17 protein-coding genes are annotated in these 16,819 nt (G+C 65.6%); 11 read left to right on the plus strand and 6 right to left on the minus strand.

All coding sequences use genetic code 11. The features are described from left to right. Nucleotides 1-20: 20 nt before the first annotated feature. Both CXQ88_RS10400 and CXQ88_RS10405 read right to left on the minus strand, forming a co-directional pair. Nucleotides 21-335, minus strand: a complete 315-nt coding sequence (locus tag CXQ88_RS10400; protein WP_104044098.1) for a LuxR family transcriptional regulator — start codon at nucleotides 333-335, stop codon at nucleotides 21-23. A gap of 142 nt (nucleotides 336-477) precedes the next feature. Continuing rightward, nucleotides 478-975, minus strand: coding sequence for a DUF6328 family protein (locus tag CXQ88_RS10405; RefSeq protein ID WP_104044099.1), 498 nt, complete (start codon nucleotides 973-975; stop codon nucleotides 478-480). Nucleotides 976-1,185: 210 nt separating this feature from the next. Between CXQ88_RS10405 and CXQ88_RS10410 the strand changes: the two genes are divergently transcribed. From CXQ88_RS10410 to CXQ88_RS10430, 5 genes are all read left to right on the plus strand, one after another. Further along, nucleotides 1,186-2,085: an SDR family oxidoreductase gene (locus CXQ88_RS10410; RefSeq protein ID WP_104044100.1), complete on the plus strand. Its 900-nt coding sequence runs from the start codon at nucleotides 1,186-1,188 to the stop codon at nucleotides 2,083-2,085. A gap of 46 nt (nucleotides 2,086-2,131) precedes the next feature. Further along, entirely contained in the window at nucleotides 2,132-2,494 is a 363-nt protein-coding gene (locus CXQ88_RS10415) for a hypothetical protein (RefSeq protein ID WP_104044101.1), read from the plus strand. 184 nt (nucleotides 2,495-2,678) lie between these two features. Further along, nucleotides 2,679-3,578 carry a glycosyltransferase gene (locus CXQ88_RS10420; RefSeq protein WP_258061811.1) on the plus strand — a complete coding sequence of 300 codons (900 nt, stop codon included), beginning with the start codon at nucleotides 2,679-2,681 and terminating at the stop codon, nucleotides 3,576-3,578. A gap of 101 nt (nucleotides 3,579-3,679) precedes the next feature. Further along, nucleotides 3,680-4,549, plus strand: a complete 870-nt coding sequence (locus CXQ88_RS10425; protein ID WP_104044103.1) for a GAF domain-containing protein — start codon at nucleotides 3,680-3,682, stop codon at nucleotides 4,547-4,549. Continuing rightward, nucleotides 4,546-5,523, plus strand: a complete 978-nt coding sequence (locus tag CXQ88_RS10430; RefSeq protein WP_104044104.1) for an SGNH/GDSL hydrolase family protein — start codon at nucleotides 4,546-4,548, stop codon at nucleotides 5,521-5,523. The genes CXQ88_RS10425 and CXQ88_RS10430 overlap by 4 nt, the downstream gene beginning before the upstream one ends. Before the next feature lie 11 nt (nucleotides 5,524-5,534). Here CXQ88_RS10430 and CXQ88_RS10435 read toward each other — a convergent pair whose 3' ends face one another. Further along, complete coding sequence (locus CXQ88_RS10435; protein ID WP_104044105.1) at nucleotides 5,535-6,887, minus strand: uracil-xanthine permease family protein; 1,353 nt, start codon at nucleotides 6,885-6,887, stop codon at nucleotides 5,535-5,537. A gap of 200 nt (nucleotides 6,888-7,087) precedes the next feature. On the opposite strand from CXQ88_RS10435, the gene CXQ88_RS10440 reads away from it, so the two are divergent. Next, nucleotides 7,088-7,693 (plus strand): malonic semialdehyde reductase, encoded by a 606-nt coding sequence (locus CXQ88_RS10440; protein ID WP_104044106.1) that lies wholly within the window; start codon nucleotides 7,088-7,090, stop codon nucleotides 7,691-7,693. A gap of 120 nt (nucleotides 7,694-7,813) precedes the next feature. After that, nucleotides 7,814-8,302, plus strand: coding sequence for a 2'-5' RNA ligase family protein (locus CXQ88_RS10445; protein WP_104044107.1), 489 nt, complete (start codon nucleotides 7,814-7,816; stop codon nucleotides 8,300-8,302). On the opposite strand, the gene pgm is transcribed toward CXQ88_RS10445, so the two are convergent. After that, nucleotides 8,299-9,975: a phosphoglucomutase (alpha-D-glucose-1,6-bisphosphate-dependent) gene (gene pgm, locus CXQ88_RS10450; protein WP_104044108.1), complete on the minus strand. Its 1,677-nt coding sequence runs from the start codon at nucleotides 9,973-9,975 to the stop codon at nucleotides 8,299-8,301. The two genes, CXQ88_RS10445 and pgm, sit on opposite strands and share 4 nt — an antisense overlap. A gap of 246 nt (nucleotides 9,976-10,221) precedes the next feature. Between pgm and CXQ88_RS10455 the strand changes: the two genes are divergently transcribed. Further along, nucleotides 10,222-11,112, plus strand: a complete 891-nt coding sequence (locus tag CXQ88_RS10455) for an NERD domain-containing protein (RefSeq protein ID WP_104044109.1) — start codon at nucleotides 10,222-10,224, stop codon at nucleotides 11,110-11,112. A 45-nt stretch (nucleotides 11,113-11,157) separates the two neighbouring features. Beyond that, a complete protein-coding gene (locus tag CXQ88_RS10460) occupies nucleotides 11,158-11,721 on the plus strand; it encodes a DUF4190 domain-containing protein (RefSeq protein ID WP_104044110.1) in 564 nt (187 codons plus the stop codon). Nucleotides 11,722-11,773: 52 nt separating this feature from the next. Here the strand turns inward: CXQ88_RS10460 and CXQ88_RS10465 are convergent, their stop codons facing one another. Then, a complete protein-coding gene (locus tag CXQ88_RS10465; RefSeq protein ID WP_104044111.1) occupies nucleotides 11,774-13,222 on the minus strand; it encodes a purine-cytosine permease family protein in 1,449 nt (482 codons plus the stop codon). Nucleotides 13,223-13,354: 132 nt separating this feature from the next. After that, entirely contained in the window at nucleotides 13,355-14,053 is a 699-nt protein-coding gene (locus CXQ88_RS10470) for a FadR/GntR family transcriptional regulator (protein WP_104044112.1), read from the minus strand. Nucleotides 14,054-14,185: 132 nt separating this feature from the next. Here CXQ88_RS10470 and CXQ88_RS10475 point away from each other — a divergent pair, with 132 nt between their 5' ends. Both CXQ88_RS10475 and CXQ88_RS10480 read left to right on the plus strand, forming a co-directional pair. After that, nucleotides 14,186-15,553, plus strand: coding sequence for an SLC13 family permease (locus CXQ88_RS10475; RefSeq protein WP_104044113.1), 1,368 nt, complete (start codon nucleotides 14,186-14,188; stop codon nucleotides 15,551-15,553). A gap of 54 nt (nucleotides 15,554-15,607) precedes the next feature. After that, nucleotides 15,608-16,819: a CaiB/BaiF CoA transferase family protein gene (locus CXQ88_RS10480; protein WP_104044114.1), complete on the plus strand. Its 1,212-nt coding sequence runs from the start codon at nucleotides 15,608-15,610 to the stop codon at nucleotides 16,817-16,819.

Here is a 16,819-nt window from a genome sequence, read left to right on the forward strand (position 1 = left end):
CTTCACCAGGCGGCAAGCAGCTAAACGATGGTCTTTTTGCCCCTGAGGCGGTTCCAGACCAGGATCGCGATCAGCGTCAACAGGATGATCCCGCCGATGACCCAGGGTGTGTTGTCGGTCCGGGAGGACTCGTTCTCAGCGGATTCGCCCGTGCCCGGATTGGCCGGGCCGCTGGATGCGGTGTCGCCGGGAGAAGGCGTGGGGGAAGCGGCGGACAGCGCAACGGTGGTTGCCGTTGTGTCCGCAGGTGGGGACGCGTGGGCGGCGCCGAGCGAAAGTGCCGGTGCGGCAAGCAGCAGCAGGGCCACCAGGGCGGTTCTCACAAGTGTTTTCATAGGGTTCTCCTGTCGTTGTCCGCGGCCGGGTGTCCGGCCGCGGGGCTGGTAAAGGCAAATGGTTGTTGCTGGGGGAAAGAGTGGGTGACCGGCTCGGGAGCCGTCCGCAGGGCGGCTGTGCGGCTGGGCGACGGGTGGTGGCTTACCGGCCGGCCTCGGCGCGCCTGTTCAGGTGGATGGGCACGTAGACCAGCAGAACCACCATCACGGCCATCAACGCTACGCCGGCAGTGAGGCCGGCTGTGCGTCCTGCGGTCACGTCGAACACCAGGGCCGCTGTGCCGGCACTCAGCAGCGCGATTCCGGCAAGGGTGATCTTGGCGATGGTGTCGCCACTGGAAACCAGGGTCTCCTTGAGCCGCTTCCGGAAGAGCCGCCGGTGGACACTGACCGGCAAAAGGATGAGTGCTGTGGTCAGCGCAGCGATCATTACGTTGGTCAGGTAGAGGGCAATCTGGAAGTCATCGAGGTCTTCGAACCGTTCCTGGAAGGGCAGGGTGAGCAGGAAGCCGCCCAGGATCTGTACGCCCATCTGCAGCACCCGCATCTCCTGCAGCAGTTCCGCCCAATTGCGGTCCAGCTGTTCTTCACGGGTCTCATTCCTGCCTGTCCGGCTGGTGTAATCCTCCACATCCGACATTGCTTCTCCTTTCTGCGCCGCCCAGCCTCTGGCAGCCTTGCCACTCCCCAAGTACCCAGAAACAAGGACAACGTTGCGCCGCGCCCCACATTTGATAAGTTTACTGATTATTCGCACGGAACGGTGGACTTTGCTCCTCGGGCCGGGATAGCTTCGAAGGGCCGGTGCACGTCTGGGCCCTCGGAAACCGACACAGTGAGTAGGCGGACTATGAGCGACACGGAAAAGCAGACAGACCAGCCAAAGGACCCCCGGGGCGGCTACCACGCAGGTGGGTTCCCTGAGCAGGAGCAGAAGCAGCCCGGCCTGACGGCGCCCATGGAGCCCAAGCCGGACCACGGGGAACTCAGCTATGAGGGGCACGGGAAGCTGCAGGGCAAGGCAGCCCTCATCACGGGCGGCGATTCGGGCATCGGCAAGGCAGCCGCCATCGCCTTCGCCCGCGAGGGCGCTGACGTGGCCATCTCCTACCTGCCCGAAGAGGAGGAAGACGCCCAGGACACCGCGGACTGGATCCGGAAAGCGGGCCAGCGGGTCCTCCTGTTTCCCGGTGACGGCCGCGAAGAGGAGTTCAGCACCCGGATCGCCAATGAAACGGCGGCCGAGTTCGGGCGCCTTGATGTGGTGGTCCTGAACGCGGCGTACCAGAAGAACCGCGAGAGCCTGGAGTCACTGCCCACCGAGGAATTCGACCGGGTCTTCAAGACCAACCTGTACTCGCTGCTGTGGACGGCGCGGGCGGCCGTGTCCCACCTGAAGCCGGGCGCCTCGATTATCACCACAGCTTCGATCCAGGCCTTCAATCCTTCGCCCGGCCTGATCGACTACGCCATGACCAAGGCGGCCCAGGTGGCATTCACCAAAGCGCTTGCGCAGGAACTTGGCCCGAAGGGCATCAGGGTCAATGCCGTGGCTCCCGGACCGATCTGGACCCCGCTGATTCCCGCGACTGAATGGCCGGAGAAGCTTCCGACGTTCGGCCAGGACACCCCGCTGGAACGCGCGGGCCAGCCCGCCGAGCTTGCCGCGGCCTACGTGCTGCTGGCTTCAGAGGACGGGTCTTACATTTCCGGCGCCGTACTGCCGGTCACTGGTGGAAAGGGGCTCTGAGCAGCCTCCGAGGTCAGCTTTCATTCAACGCACAACAGGAGGAACCATGACACAGGAAAACCAGCACGCCCAGCCGGAGTCGGACCCCGGTGGATATGGCACCCCCACCGCTGAGCAGGAAATGGGAGGAGCCCAGGGCTCCGTAGACGGCTCGGCCGCAGGCAGCACGGGCGGAGTGGACACAAATGAGCCGCAGTCCGGCACCGGCGGGGACCCCGTGCCCCGGGACGTGGACCTTCCCTCCGGCGAAGCTGAACTGGATGAGTCGAACGACGACTCCCAGGGCTCTGCCCCGGTGTCCTCCGAGCCCGGGCAGGAAGCCACCGGGATCCCGGACGGCAGCGGCAACGACTTGCCCAAGGAAAAGTCACCGAACGACGACGGCGGCGAGAGCTTCGACGCCGGATAACCCGTCGGGTGCCGCTCCCTAAGAGAGAGTGCACCTGATCGCTGAAGGCCTCCCCCTGCTGCCCCCGTGTGGCACCGGGCGGAGGCCTTCGCCGTGCCCGGGCATACATGGAAGCTGAAGTGGGTACAGCACACGACGAACCCCATTCACTATCAATGCCGAGGCAGGCGCCAGGAGGTTGGGTGTGAGCAGGAGATCATCAGAACAGTGGGCACGGCGTGTTGAGGTGCCGGACAGTGTTGCAGTGGACGTGCTGATTCCCACGTGCAACCGCCCGGCAGAACTGGCCGTGACGCTGGCCGGACTGGCAGGACAGGCCGATCCGACCTTCCGCGTGGTGGTCAGCGACCAGTCCACGGATACTCCCGGTTGGGAACATCCGGCCGCGGCGGCGATGGTCCGCGTCCTCGAAGCACAGGGCCGCCAGGTTACGCTGCTCCGGCACCTGCCCCGGCGCGGACTGGCGGAGCACCGCCAGTTCCTGCTGGATCAGTCGACGGCCGAACAGAGCCTTTTCCTTGATGATGACATCTGGCTGGAACCGGGAGCGCTGGAACGGCTCAGCCGGTCGCTCGACGAGCTGGACTGCGGTTTTGTGGGGATGGCTCCGCAGGGCTTGTCCTACCTTGACGACAGGCGGCCGGAGCAGACAGCCGGCTTTGAAGCGTGGGACGGTCCCGTCACCGCTGAGCGCATCCGGCCCGGCGCCCCTGAATTTGACCGCTGGCCGCTTCATAACGCCGCAAATCTCAGCCACCTCAGCGCTGACCTTTCCCTGCAACCGGGGGAGTGGTTGCCCTATCGCGTGGCCTGGCTTGGCGGATGTGTGCTCTACCGGCGGGAAGCCCTGAACACCGCTGGCGGCTTTGCTTTCTGGACAAGCCTTCCGGTCGACCACGCGGGCGAGGACGTTGTGGCCCAATGGGAGGTCATGGAGAGATACGGAGCTGCCGGTATCCTGCCCTCGGGCGCTGTCCATTTGGAGTCCCCCACCACGGTGACGGACCGGCAGGTGGAGGCATATGACGTCGTACTAACCGCAAACGCGCAGGCGTACGCAGGGAACGCCGGCGAATCAGACTAGGCATGCAACCGCACTGCCCCCTCCCGCGCGCACGGCGCGGGACGTATCCTTAGAACCAGGTTTTGCAGTAGGCCGCCAGCGCTTCAACCAAGGCATGCAACATGGCCGCAGGACCCACGGAGCAGGTCGGATGGGGACCGCCTCCACTGCCCCCGGAGCCGGTTTTCGACAGCAAGGACGTCGAAAACTACCTCTGGGAGGTCACCCGCGAGTTCATGACGGACATTGAGGGCGAAATCCGCGGTATCGGCTGGGCCGCCACCCTCCTCCGCCTCGGGAAGGCGCGCACCCTGGCTGCAAGCACCGACCGGGCGCTCGAGGCGGACCGGGAACAGTGTTCGTTTGCTGACGGACCGGTCATCGAAGCGCTGCGCAGCGGCGAGTTCGTATTGCTTTCCGATGTCGGGCGGGACCGGCGCTGGCCTGGGTACGCGAGTGCGGCGGCCGGTCACGGTGTCCAGTCCCTCCTGTCAGTGCCCATCGTGTCCGAGGGTGGGACGAGCGCAGCCATCAATCTTTATGCATCTTCGCCGCATGCGTTTACCAGCGATGACCTCCTCCGAAGCCGCAGCTACGTGCAGCAGGTGGCGCGCTCGCTGCGCGTAGTGGTCAGGGTGGCCGAGCGGGCGGAGGCCACGGCGGGCCTTGCCGTCGCCCAAAGTTCGCTGGTCCTGGTGGATCTGGCGGTGCGCAGCCTCATGGACGAGTACGGCCTCAGCCGGGAAGGTGCCCTGCGCTTCCTGCAGAGGGAGGCGTCGCACCACGAGTGGGGCCTGCGGGATGCGGCCCTGAATGTTGTTGCTCCTGGCCCTGGCCGGGATCCGTCCGCGCCCCGGCGGGACTTGGCCGATGACCTGGAGGACTTCCGCCTGATGGCCCCGGCGGAGCTGGACCAGCCGCTCGAGGCAGTTGCTGCCCCGGAAACCTACCCTTCCACGACGACGACGACGGCGAAAGGACGGCCGGCATGACCATCGAAGAGCAAGAGACGCGCCCTGGACGGCCGCCGGCCGAACGGCACCCGTGGCACCGCTTCGTAGCCCTTGGCGACTCCTACACCGAAGGAATCGGTGACCCGGAGCCCCGCAGCCCCGGCGGGCTCCGCGGCTGGGCTGACCGGGCCGCCGAGGAACTCAGCAACGGCCAGAGCGACTTCGCCTACGCCAACCTTGCCGTGCGGGGAATGGTGCTCCAGGAGATCCTGGACCGGCAAGTCGAGCCGGCCCTTGCCCTCAAACCGGACCTGACAGCAATGTCCGGCGGCGGAAACGATGTAGTTTTCCACCGCGGCGATCCTGACAAGCTGGCCGAGAAGATGGACTTGGCCGTGGGCCAGCTGACTGAAAACGGCGGCACCGTCCTGCTGTTCGCCGGGCCGGACTGGGGCAGTACGCCGATGTTCGGCCAGATCCGGGGAAGGCTGGCCGTCTACAACGAGCACCTCCACACAATCGGACTGCGTCACCACGCGGTGATGGTGGACCTGTGGTGCTTGCCAGCGCTTCACGACGCCCGGATGTGGGACAGGGACCGGCTGCACCTTTCGCCGCTGGGCCACCACGTGGTGGCCGTCGCCACCCTTGACGCGCTGGGGGTGCCGCATGCCCTCAAGACCCTGCAGCCGCGGCCTGTTCCGTCCCATGGCTGGAAACAGGCAAGGGCGGATGATCTGGTTTGGGCGCGGCAGTACCTGTTTCCTTGGGTCCTTGACCGGCTGCGGCCCCACCCGGTTGAGTCTTTGGCGGCGAAGCGGCCGCAGGCGGGCCCGGTCTTCGGCCTTGGCCTGCCTGGTCCGTTCCCTCCCGGCCATCCGGCCGGAATGGGCATGGCGAACCTGCCAGAGGATGGTATGCCGACGGCGGGCGGCTTCGGGCTCCAGACCACCTCCGGGCTGGAGGGCGGGGACGGACCTGAGGACGCTGAGGAAGCCGGGGAAGTGGCCTAGCTGATGTGGCGCTAGCGTTTTTTGGGCGTGCGCTTGGCTGCTGCGTTCATGGCCGCCTTGGCTGCCGGCGGCAGGCCGGCCTGCTCTGTTTCAGGCTCCGCCACGGTGCCGCGGGCCTTCGCGATGGCCTTCATGCCGTGGTAGATCACCAGGGCGGCGGCGGAACCGAGTGCGATGCCCGTGAACGTGAGGTCGCCGATGGTCCACGTGTAGTCGGCGATGCCGATGATCAGGGCCACGGCTGCGGTGGTGAGGTTCACCGGGTTCGAAAAGTTCACCTTGTTCTGCACCCAGATCTTCACACCCAGGATGCCGATCATGCCGTACAGCATGGTGGCGGCGCCGCCCAAAACACCCGGGGGAACGGTGGCAATGAGTTCGCCGAACTTGGGGGAGAAGCTCAGCAGGATGGCGAAGACGCCCGCCACCCAGTAGGCCGCCGTCGAGTAGACCTTGGTGGCGGCCATAACGCCGATGTTTTCGGCGTAGGTGGTGGTTCCGGAACCGCCGCCGAAGCCGGCCAGGACGGTGGCGGCGCCGTCGGCCATCAGCGCGCGGCCGGAGACGCCGTCGAGGTTCTGGCCGGTCATTGCGGCAACTGACTTCACGTGGCCGATGTTTTCGGCCACCAGCACCAGCACCACAGGTACGAACAGGCCCAGGACGCCCACATGGAACTCGGGGGTCTGGAACTGTGGGAGCCCCACCCAGGCGGCGGCGTCCATCTTCCCGTAACTCACCTCGCCGCGCAGCATGGCCACGAGGTAGCCCACCACCACACCCACGAGGATGCTCAGGCGGCCCAGGATGCCACGGAAGAGGACGCTCACCAGGATGATGGTGGCCAGCGTGACGACGGCGGTGACGGGGGCGGCGTCGAAATTGTTCTTCGCGGCGGGGGCCAGGTTAAGGCCGATCAGCGCCACGATGGCACCGGTGACGATCGGCGGCATGAGCCGGTTGATCCAGCCTGCACCGAACTTCTGCACAATGGCGCCCACCACGGCCAGGGTTGCGCCCGCCAGCACCACGCCGCCGAGGGCCCCGGGCACGCCGAACTGCTGCTGGGACGCCATGATGGGAGCGATGAACGCGAAGCTTGAGCCGAGGTAGCTGGGCACCCGGCCCTTGGTGATCACCAGGAAAAGCAGCGTGCCGATACCTGAGAAGAACAGCGTGGTGGCGGGCGGCATGCCGGTGAGGATGGGCACCAGGAACGTGGCGCCGAACATTGCCACCACGTGCTGCATGCCCACGCCGATGGTCAGCGGCCAGGCGAGCCGCTCATCAGGGGCCACAACGTGGCCGGGCTTGATGGACTTACCGGTGCCATGCAGCTTCCATTTGATTCCGAGCATGCTCATGGGCGGGAGGCCTTTCAAAAGGGAATGCCGGGGAGGGCGAAGATCAACGTGCTCCAGAATACCGCCCGCCTTTGCTGCCGGTCAGCTGTGTTCGATGTCACCTGCCGTCATGGGAAGAGGACCCGGCTACTTGAAGTTGCAACTATGGATAGCATCGAGGCCGCCCCAAGCAGCGGGGAGGCGCAGCGAAAGGTAAGCCAATGACCATTGCCCACGAAGAAGCAGTCATCGATTCGGCCGCCGTGGACGCCATTTTCGCCCAGGCACGCACTGCCAACTCCTTCACCGGAGAGGTGACCGAAGAGCAGGCGCAGGCCATCTACGAGCTGACCAAGTTCGGCCCCACGGCTTTCAACTCCCAGCCCCTGCGCGTTACCTACGTCCGCTCCGACGAAGCCCGCGCCACGCTCGTTGACGCCCTCTCCAACGGGAACAAGGCCAAAACCGCCTCCGCGCCGCTGGTGGCCATCCTCAGCTACGACACCGACTGGGCCGAGCAGTGGGACAGCTTCCTCCCCGGCTACAACGCTCCGAAGGCCATGTACGACGCCAACCCGGAGCTCGCAGCATCCACGGGCAACAACAACGCACACCTGCAGGCCGGCTACTTCATCCTGGCCGTGCGGTCCCTTGGGTTTGCCGCGGGTCCCATGACCGGCGCAGATTTCGGCGCCATTGACGCCGCGTTCTTCCCAACGGGCGACCAGAAAAGCTTCCTTGTGGTCAACATCGGCCAGCCCGCCGTGGACGCCTGGGGCGAAGCCAAGCCCAAGTTTTCCTACCAGGACGTCGTCCGCACCGTCTAACGCTCCATCACTTAAAGCACCCTTTTTCCAGACGCTCTCTCACCCGTGAGAGAGCGTCTGCGTTTAAGTCGCATTAACTGAGAGAGCGTCTGGGGGAGTGCGCGGTGGCAGACTGGGCAGATGCGGAACCTCATCCTGGTTGCCTTTGTCGAGCCCGTGACGGATGGGCTGGTTTTCCCGCGGCCGCACTGGCCCCTGCACGTCACGCTGGTGAGGTTCGACGTCGACAGTGACGGTGCTGCCGAGCAGGTCGCCGCGGTGGCGGCTCCGCACGCTGGGGTGGCCTTGGGTGCCAATCTCACCGTCGGGGAGGACGCAAGGTTTGGCCGGAACGGGTCAGTGCCGGTCAGCCTCATCCAGCCGCACGCGGACCTCCAGGCCCTGCACCAGCAGCTGGTTGAAGCAGTCGAAAGCCTCGGTGGCAAGGTCCTCACGCCGGCCCACACCATGTCCGGCTACCGGCCCCACGTCTCACACCACGGTGACAAACGGCTGAACCCGGGCGACGCCGTCGTGCTGGACCGGATCGCGCTGGTGGACATGGCGCCGGACGGTGACAGAACCGTCCGGCGCATCCTCAAACTGTGGAGCCGGGAAGAAACCGCTTAGGCGATAACGCCGTCCACCAGGGCCTTGGCTTCCGCCTGCACCTGCGTGAGGTGCTCCTCGCCCTTGAAGGACTCGGCGTAAATTTTGTAGACGTCCTCGGTGCCGGACGGGCGGGCGGCGAACCAGGCGTTCTCCGTGACCACCTTGAGCCCGCCGATCGACGCGCCGTTCCCCGGTGCTTCGGTGAGCTTGGAGATGATCGGCTCTCCGGCCAGCTCAGTTGCCGTAACGTCCGACGGCGACAGCTTGCCCAGTGCCGACTTCTGCTCCCGCGTGGCTGCTGCGTCAATGCGGGCGTAAACGGGCGCGCCGAACTGGTCCGTGAGGCCCTTGTAGAGCTGCGACGGAGACTTGCCCGTGACCGCGGTGATCTCGGAAGCGAGCAGGGCCAGCAGGATGCCGTCCTTGTCCGTGGTCCAGACGCTGCCGTCCTTTTTGTTGAACGAGGCGCCGGCCGATTCCTCGCCACCGAACGCACCCTCCCCGGAGAGCAGCCCCGGCACAAACCACTTGAAGCCGACCGGAACCTCCACCAGCTTGCGGCCCAGGCTCTCCGCCACGCGGTCGATGATGGAGGAAGACACGAGGGTCTTGCCCACCACGGAATTCGGGTTCCAGCCGCTGCGGTTCCGGTACAGGTAATCGATGGCCACGGCGAGGTAGTGGTTCGGGTTCATCAGCCCGCCCACCCCATCAACAAGAGGTGTGACGATGCCGTGGCGGTCCGCGTCGGCGTCGTTGCCGGTGGCAATATCGAAAGCGGGCTGGCCGGAAGACGACGCGTCTGCCATACGCTGGATCAGCGAGGCCATGGCGGCGGGAGATGAGCAGTCCATCCGGATCTTCTCGTCCCAGTCCAGGGTCATAAAGGCCCACTGCGGATCCACGGAGGGGTTGACCACGGTGAGGTTCAGGTGGTGGCGCTCGCCGATCTCCCCCCAGTAGTCCACGGCGGCGCCGCCCATCGGATCAGCGCCGATGCGGACGCCGGCCTCGCGGATGGCATCCAGGTTCAGGACGGAAGGCAGGTCATCCACGTAGCTGCTGAGGAAGTCGAACTTGCCGGTGGTATCGGCGGCCAGCGCGTCTGCCAGCGGGATGCGCTTCACACCGCGCAGGTCGTTTTCGAGCAGCTCGTTGGCGCGGTTGGCGATCCAGCCGGTGGCATCCGAATCGGCGGGCCCGCCATGCGGTGGGTTGTACTTGAAGCCGCCGTCGGCCGGCGGGTTGTGGCTGGGGGTGACCACGATGCCGTCAGCCTGGGGAGCGCCGGCACCGGCGTTCCGGTTGTAGGTGAGGATGGCGTGGCTCAGGGCCGGGGTGGGCGTGTAACCGTGGCGTGCGTCGATGAGGACCTGGACGCCGTTGGCAGCCAGCACCTCGAGCGCGGAATTCTGCGCCGGCTCGCTGAGGGCGTGGGTGTCCTTGGCCAGGAACAGCGGGCCAGTGATGCCCTGCCCCGCCCGGTACTCCACGATGGCCTGTGTGATGGCCACGATGTGCTTCTCGTTGAATGAGGCCTTGAGGCTCGAGCCGCGGTGACCCGAAGTGCCGAACGCCACGCGCTGGCCTGGATCACCCAGATCCGGTGTGATGTCGTAATACGCGTCAAGGAGCGCAGTGATGTCAACAAGGTCCTGGGGTTGGGCAACTGTACCCGCGCGGCTAGCCATGGCTACAGCATGCCAGACCCGGGCCGCAGTCAAAACGACCCGTCCACAATCCGGCCACTTTGTCCGGCCCCTGTGACGGAACAACGTCACAACTAAGTAGCCCACCTGAGTACCGGACCGCAAAAGTACCTATATACCGCTGCCTTTGCGCCCTGTTACTTTCGAAAAATCGGGCGGAATGTCCGAAGAAAAGGACGACGGCGGCCTTCCGCCGTCGGTATTCCAGTGCGGAAAGCAGGGACGGCCATGGGGGCAGGGGACGGGGCAGCGGAGCATTCCAGGCTGGCTGCGGAAAGGGTCGCGAGGCTCAAGCGCCAGCTCGACCAGGCAGAGTGCTCCACCAAGGCCTGGGACGCCGGCGCCCCCGGCGGGCGGGTGGTGGAGGAAAAGCTCAGCGAGCTGGTGCCGCGCGGCTGGTATGTGCTGCACGACGTGCACTGGCCGGGCCGGCCAAAGGCCAACCTGGATCACGTCCTGGTGGGGCCGGGCGGCGTGGTGGTGGTGGACGCCAAGAACTGGACCGGCGAAGTCCGGGTCGCTTCCGGTGTGCTGTGGCAGGGCCGCTACGCCCGCACCCAGGCGGTAGAGGGCGCACTGGCCCAGTGCGCCGCCGTCGCCTCCGTAATGGCGCCGCCGCACCGCAGGTTGGTCCGTCCGCTCATTTGTATGGCTGCGCAGCCGGACCTTTTTGGTGTGACGAACGCGGACGTGCCCGTGGCCGGCGCCCAGCGCGTTGTGGGGGCCATCGAGGCCTTGCCCCCGGTGCTTGACCAGCAGACCGTGGTGGGGCTCTATGCACACCTCGGACAGCAGCTCACGCATGAACAGGAACCGGGCATTACGGCGTTCCGTAGTGTTAGGCCGGGCACGGTGGTAAGGCCGGCCGATCCGCGTCGAGCGCACACGAATAGCGATAGGGAGCCTCGTCCCGTCCCTGCCCGGCGGTCGTCTGCCCGTCCGGTGTCTCCCCGTCCTATCCCTCCCCGATCCAAGGTCCGGGGGAACGAGCCGAAAACAGCCGCTGGCAGGCGGAACCCGGAGACCCGCCAGCACGGCACAACGGGGGCAGGAACACTGGCACTCCTGGCGGCATTTGTCATTTTCGCCGTGTACGTGCTGCCGTACTGGGGGCAATAAACCAGCCGCCGGTAGGCTGGAGAGCAAAACTCCCAGGGGGAAACTTTGACTGACCAGCCCGCCCACCGGCCCGAACCCGAACGCCCTGACGGCAGCACGCCCTCGGGCTTTGAACCGCCCAGGTTTGCCCCGCCCCACGGTGGGGAGCACGCGTCCCAGCCGCAGTACGGGCAAGGCAGTTATGGGCAGGGCAGTGGTGAACAGGGCGGCTACGGGCAAAACCAGTACGGAGGCTCCGGCCAGTACGGTGCAGCCTATGGGCAGCCGCCGAGCCCTTACAACCAGCCCGCGGGCCCCTACAGCCAAACGGGGATTCCCTACAGCCAGCCCGGGTATTACGGCATGCCCGAGCCGAAGACACTCAGCATCGCGAGCATGGTGTGCGGCATTGCCTCGGTGATCATGGGCTTCCTCCTCCTGCCGCAGATCGCCGCAATCATCACCGGCCACATGGCGCTCAAACGCGAGCCGTCCGGCAAAGGCATGTCCATCACCGGCCTGGTGTTGGGGTACCTCTGCCTGCTGGGCTACGGCGCGTTCTGGCTGTTGCTCATTATCGGGCTGGCCGTCGCCAGTACAACCACCAGTGGTACCACCTCCACCTTCTGAACCAGCGGCCTACGGCGGCCCGGGCTAACGTGCCGGGGCCGCCGCCGCGCCTCTATGCTTTGGTCCCGGCCGGTAGTGGAAGGCCTTCCACGGGGCTGTCCGGATAGATTGATTCGACCGGCGCGCGGTTGGTGGCCTTCGCCCACGGGTAGTAGATCGCGAGGGTGACGGCGATCCCCACCAGCCACGAGATGTCAGCGCCGCCCAGCCAGCGCGTCACGGGTCCTGTGTACAGCGCCTGCGCGAGGAACGGGATCTGGACCACGACGCCGACCCCATAGGACACCAGCGCCGCGGCGTTCCAGCGGCCATAGCGGCCGTCCGGGTTGTAGAGCGCGGGGATGTCCAGCCGGTCCCGGGAGATCTTGTAGTAGTCCACGAGGTTGATCACGGACCACGGTGTGAACACCATCAGCAGCAACAGGACGAAGTTCTTGAAGAGGTTCAGGAAGTCCTTGCTGGCGAAAAGCGCAATCAGGACGCTGGCCGCGATCACCGCCACGATAAAGACGATCCGCATGGTTTTGGAGACCGAGTCCCGGCGGTTGACGGCGGTGCTGATGGTGACTCCGCACATAAAGGCGCCGTAGGCATTGAGGCAGTTGACGGTCAATTTGCCGGTGACGATTACCAGGTAGATAAAGATTGCAATCAAGCCGCCGCCGGCAAGGTCGCCCATGTAGCCCACCTGGTTCTTCAGGAAGTCGCCGCCAAGCTTCGCGGCGGAGAGCCCGCCGGCGATGGCGCCCAAAGTCATGGCCCACTGAGCGCCGCCGACTGACCCGGCAAAGGTGTACCAGAAGGTCTTGCGCTCGGAGGTGTCGGCGGGCAGGTAGCGGGAGTAGTCGGCCACGTACGAGCCGAACGTGAGCTGCCAGCCCGCACCGAGGGCGATGGCAGTCAGGAACGTAGGCCATTCGAAGCCCTTCACCATCATCACCTGGGTGACGTCGAACTTGGTGACGACGGCGACGGTCAGGTACAGGAATCCCGCCAGGCCCACCACGGTGGCGATGCGGCCCAGGGCGTGGATGTACTTGTAACCCAGGATCGCGAGCAGGGCGGTTGCGGCGCCGAAGATCAGGATGCCGACAGCTGGGGCTTCCACTCCGAGCATCAGGCTGATGGCCTGGCCGGAAAGCACCGTTCCCGTGGAGGCGAACCCCACGTACATCAGGATCACCAGGACCAGCGGAATGACCGCTCCGTAGACGCCGAACTGGGCCCGGCTGGAAATCATCTGGGGCAGGCCGAGTTTGGGTCCCTGGGCTGAGTGCAGGGCCATCACGGCGCCGCCCACGACGTTGCCCACCAGCAGCCCAACAATCGCCCAGAAAGCATCGGCACCAAAAACAACCGCGAGGGCACCGTCAACGATGGCGGTGATCTGGGCGTTGGCGCCGAACCAGAGCGTGAACTGCCCCCGCGGGTGGCCGTGGCGCTCGCGGGGCGGAATCATTTCAATCGATCGTGCCTCTACGGCACTGCTTGTTGCGGCCATGGCCAACTCCTTGTGAAGAACGTAAGTTCCATCACACCGGGTTAGGCGGGCAAGGAGAACCGGAAATGGGGCCATGCTGTCTGGGGTAGGAGACTGGGTGGCAGGTTCTGGTGGGTCGGGCTGTGTGAAACCCTAGCGGAGCAGTTCCACGTCCGACACCAGCTCGATGTGGGCCAGCATCGCTTCGCCTGCCGCCTCGGGATCCTTTGCCCGGACGGCGTCTGCAATTTTGCGATGCGAGGCGAGCGACTGCTCGGGCCTCCCCGGCTGGCCCAGGGATTCCATCCTTGTTTCGAGGATCATTTCGGCGATAAATGCCATGAGCTGCGCCAGCACTGCGGAGTGCGCTGCTCCGGTGATGGCCTCGTGGAACAGCTCATCGCCGTGGGCGCCGCGATCGCCGCCGCTGATTTCCCGGGCCATAACTTCCAGCGCGTGGTCAATCGCAGCGAGGTCCTCGTCGGTGCGGCGGGCTGCGGCGAGGGCAGCAAGTTTGACCTCCAGCGTGCTGCGGGCCTCAACAATCTCGGGGAGCCGGCTCTGATGCTCGCGCAACCCTTTGATCACGGAGGCTACGCTGGGACGCCGCGCCAGTACGGCGCCCGTCCCGTGCTGGACGTCAATGACGCCCAGCACCTCGAGGGCCACCAGGGCCTGGGCAAGGGTGGCCCGGGAAACACCCAAGCGCTCGGCCAGGTCCCGTTCCGCCGGCAGGAGATCGCCCGGCCGCAACTGGGCAGATTCGATATAGGCGAGGATCTGCTCCACCAGCTGTTCGTACAGGCGGGGGCGGGTTACCCGCTCCAGTCCAAGCCGTGCTGTCTTTTCCACAAAGCCCTCGCTAAGTCGTAGGTCCCCTCAGAATACAGGCCAGCTTCTATTGACAGATAGACTCACTGTTTAGGAGGCTAGTCCAGTGAGCCAGTAACCCACGTCACACTTTTGTCTATCGGAGGACCAACGATGTCCGCTCCTGTTTTGTCGATCATCATCCTGGCGGCGATGTTCCTGCTCGCTACTGTCCTGCCCCTGAATATGGGCGCCCTGGCCTTCGTTGGCGCTTTCCTGCTTGGCAGCGTTGTCCTGGGAATGTCCAGTAACGACATCCTGGCCAATTTCCCGGGCGGACTCTTCCTGACCATCGTCGGAGTCACATATCTCTTCGCCATTGCGCAGAACAACGGCACCGTGGACCTTTTGGTCCGCGGCGCCGTGCGGCTTGTGGGAAGCCGCGTTGCCCTGATCCCGTGGGTGATGTTCGCCATCACCGCGGTGATCACGGCCGTCGGCGCGCTGTCTCCGGCCGCCGTCGCCATCATTGCGCCCATCGCGCTCAGCTTCGCCGGGAAGTACAGGATCAACCCATTGCTGATGGGCATGATGGTGATCCACGGTGCACAGGCCGGCGGCTTCTCGCCCATCGCCGTCTACGGCGTTACGGTGAACGGCATCCTGGCGAAAACCGACCTGAACTTCAGCCCAACGGCCCTGTTCCTGTCCAGCCTGGTTTTCAACCTCATCATCGCCCTTGTGCTTTTTGTTGTCCTGGGCGGGCGGGGACTGCTGTCCTCCCGGGTGAGCCACTTTGTGGAGCAGGCGGCAGAGGCGCGGATGAGTGTCAGCGTTGGGGCCAAGGGCGGCCAGGACGTGCCCTTCAAGGGCTTCGGCTCCGGAATGTACGGTCCCCGCGACCCCGCGGGCGACGGCGTCACGGCCACCAAAGAGCGCTCCGAACGCATCCCGCAGCTGGTGACAATCGCCGGCCTGATCGCACTGGCCGTTATAGCCCTCGGGTTCAAGGTGGATGTGGGCTTTGTGTCCATCACCATCGCCATCGTGCTGGCGCTGGTCTCACCGGCAGCCCAGAAGGGCGCCATCAACAAGATCAGCTGGTCCACGGTGCTGCTGATCTGCGGCATGCTGACGTTTGTTGGCGTGCTGGAGGAAGCCGGAACCATCGAGTTCGTCTCCAACGGCGTTGCCGGAATGGGCCTGCCACTCGTCGCGGCACTGCTGATCTGCTACATCGGGGCCGTCGTGTCCGCCTTCGCCTCGTCCACTGCCATCCTTGCGGCACTCATCCCGCTCGCAGTGCCGTTCCTTTCCACCGGCGAAATTGGCGCTGTCGGCGTGATCTGCGCCCTCGCAGTCTCCGCCACCATCGTGGACGTTTCGCCCTTCTCCACCAACGGTGCGCTTGTGCTGGCCAACGCGCCGGAAGGCGTGGACAAGGACAAGTTCTACAAAAAGATCCTTGGCTACAGCGGCATCGTGATCGTGGCCGGGCCCCTCCTGGCCTGGCTGGCGCTGGTGGTCCCCGGCTGGCTGTAGCGGACCGGACACCACCCCGCACCTCCCCGCCTGTTTGAGAAAAGGAACCAGCACGTGAGCAGAACCGAGAACACACGAGGACCGCTGTCCGGCCATCTTGTTGTTGACCTGAGCCGGGCCCTTGCAGGACCACACGCCGGCATGATGTTGGCGGACCTGGGTGCCCGCGTTATCAAAGTGGAAAACCCCCGAACCGGGGACGACACCCGGGGCTGGGGCCCGCCCTTTGTCGGTCCCGCCGATGACCTGCAGTCGACCTACTTCATGTCCTGCAACCGCAACAAGGAGTCCATCAGCCTGGACCTGAAGAACGACGATGGGCAGGCGGTGCTTCGAGGACTGCTGGAACGCGCGGATGTGGTGATCGAGAACTTCCGCCCCGGGGTCATGGACCGGCTGGGCTTCTCGCCTGCGGCAATGCACGAGCTGAACCCGCGGCTGGTGATTCTTTCCATCACCGGCTTTGGGCATGACGGGCCGGAGGCCCAGCGGAGTGGCTATGACCAGATCCTCCAGGGCGAGGCGGGACTGATGTCCCTTACCGGTTCCGGACCGGACGATCCCCAGCGCGTCGGTGTCCCCATCGCGGACCTCCTCGCCGGCATGAACGGGGCGTTCGGGGTACTGGCAGCACTCGTTGAACGGGACCGGACCGGCCACGGGCAGGTGGTGCGCACCTCCCTGCTGGCCTCCCTGATCGGAGTGCACGCCTTCCAGGGCACCCGCACCACGGTGGCGGGGGAAGTTCCGCAGGCACAGGGGAACCACCATCCGTCCATCGCGCCCTACGGCCTGTTTGCCTGCAGGGACGGAAGCGTGCAAATCAGCGTCGGCAGCGAAAAGCTGTGGGCCGCGTTCGCCGCGGCCTTCGGCCTCGACCCCGCGGCACCGGGCTTTGCCAGCAACGCTGAAAGGGTGCGGAACCGCGTGGGCGTGATCGCCGCCGTCGAACGCGTCTTTGCGGACTACGGGGCAGCGGAGCTGCTGCAGAAACTGAACGACGCCGGGATCCCGGCAGGCAAGGTGCGCTCGCTCGATGAGGTGTACGCGTGGGAGCAGGTGGCGTCACAGGGCCTCGTGGTGGATGTGGAGCACCCAGTGCTCGGCAAGGTCAGCCTGCCCGGCCCCCCGCTGAGGTTCTTTGCGCCCGGGGACAGTGCGGAAACCACCGTCACCGAGCACGATGCACCGCCGCTGCTGGACGAGGACGGGCAGTCCATTCGTGAATGGCTGGGACTGGCAGCCGTTGCCGCCGGGGTGAAATAG

Source organism: Arthrobacter sp. ZGTC412, assembly GCF_002929215.1.
Lineage (GTDB): Bacteria > Actinomycetota > Actinomycetes > Actinomycetales > Micrococcaceae > Arthrobacter.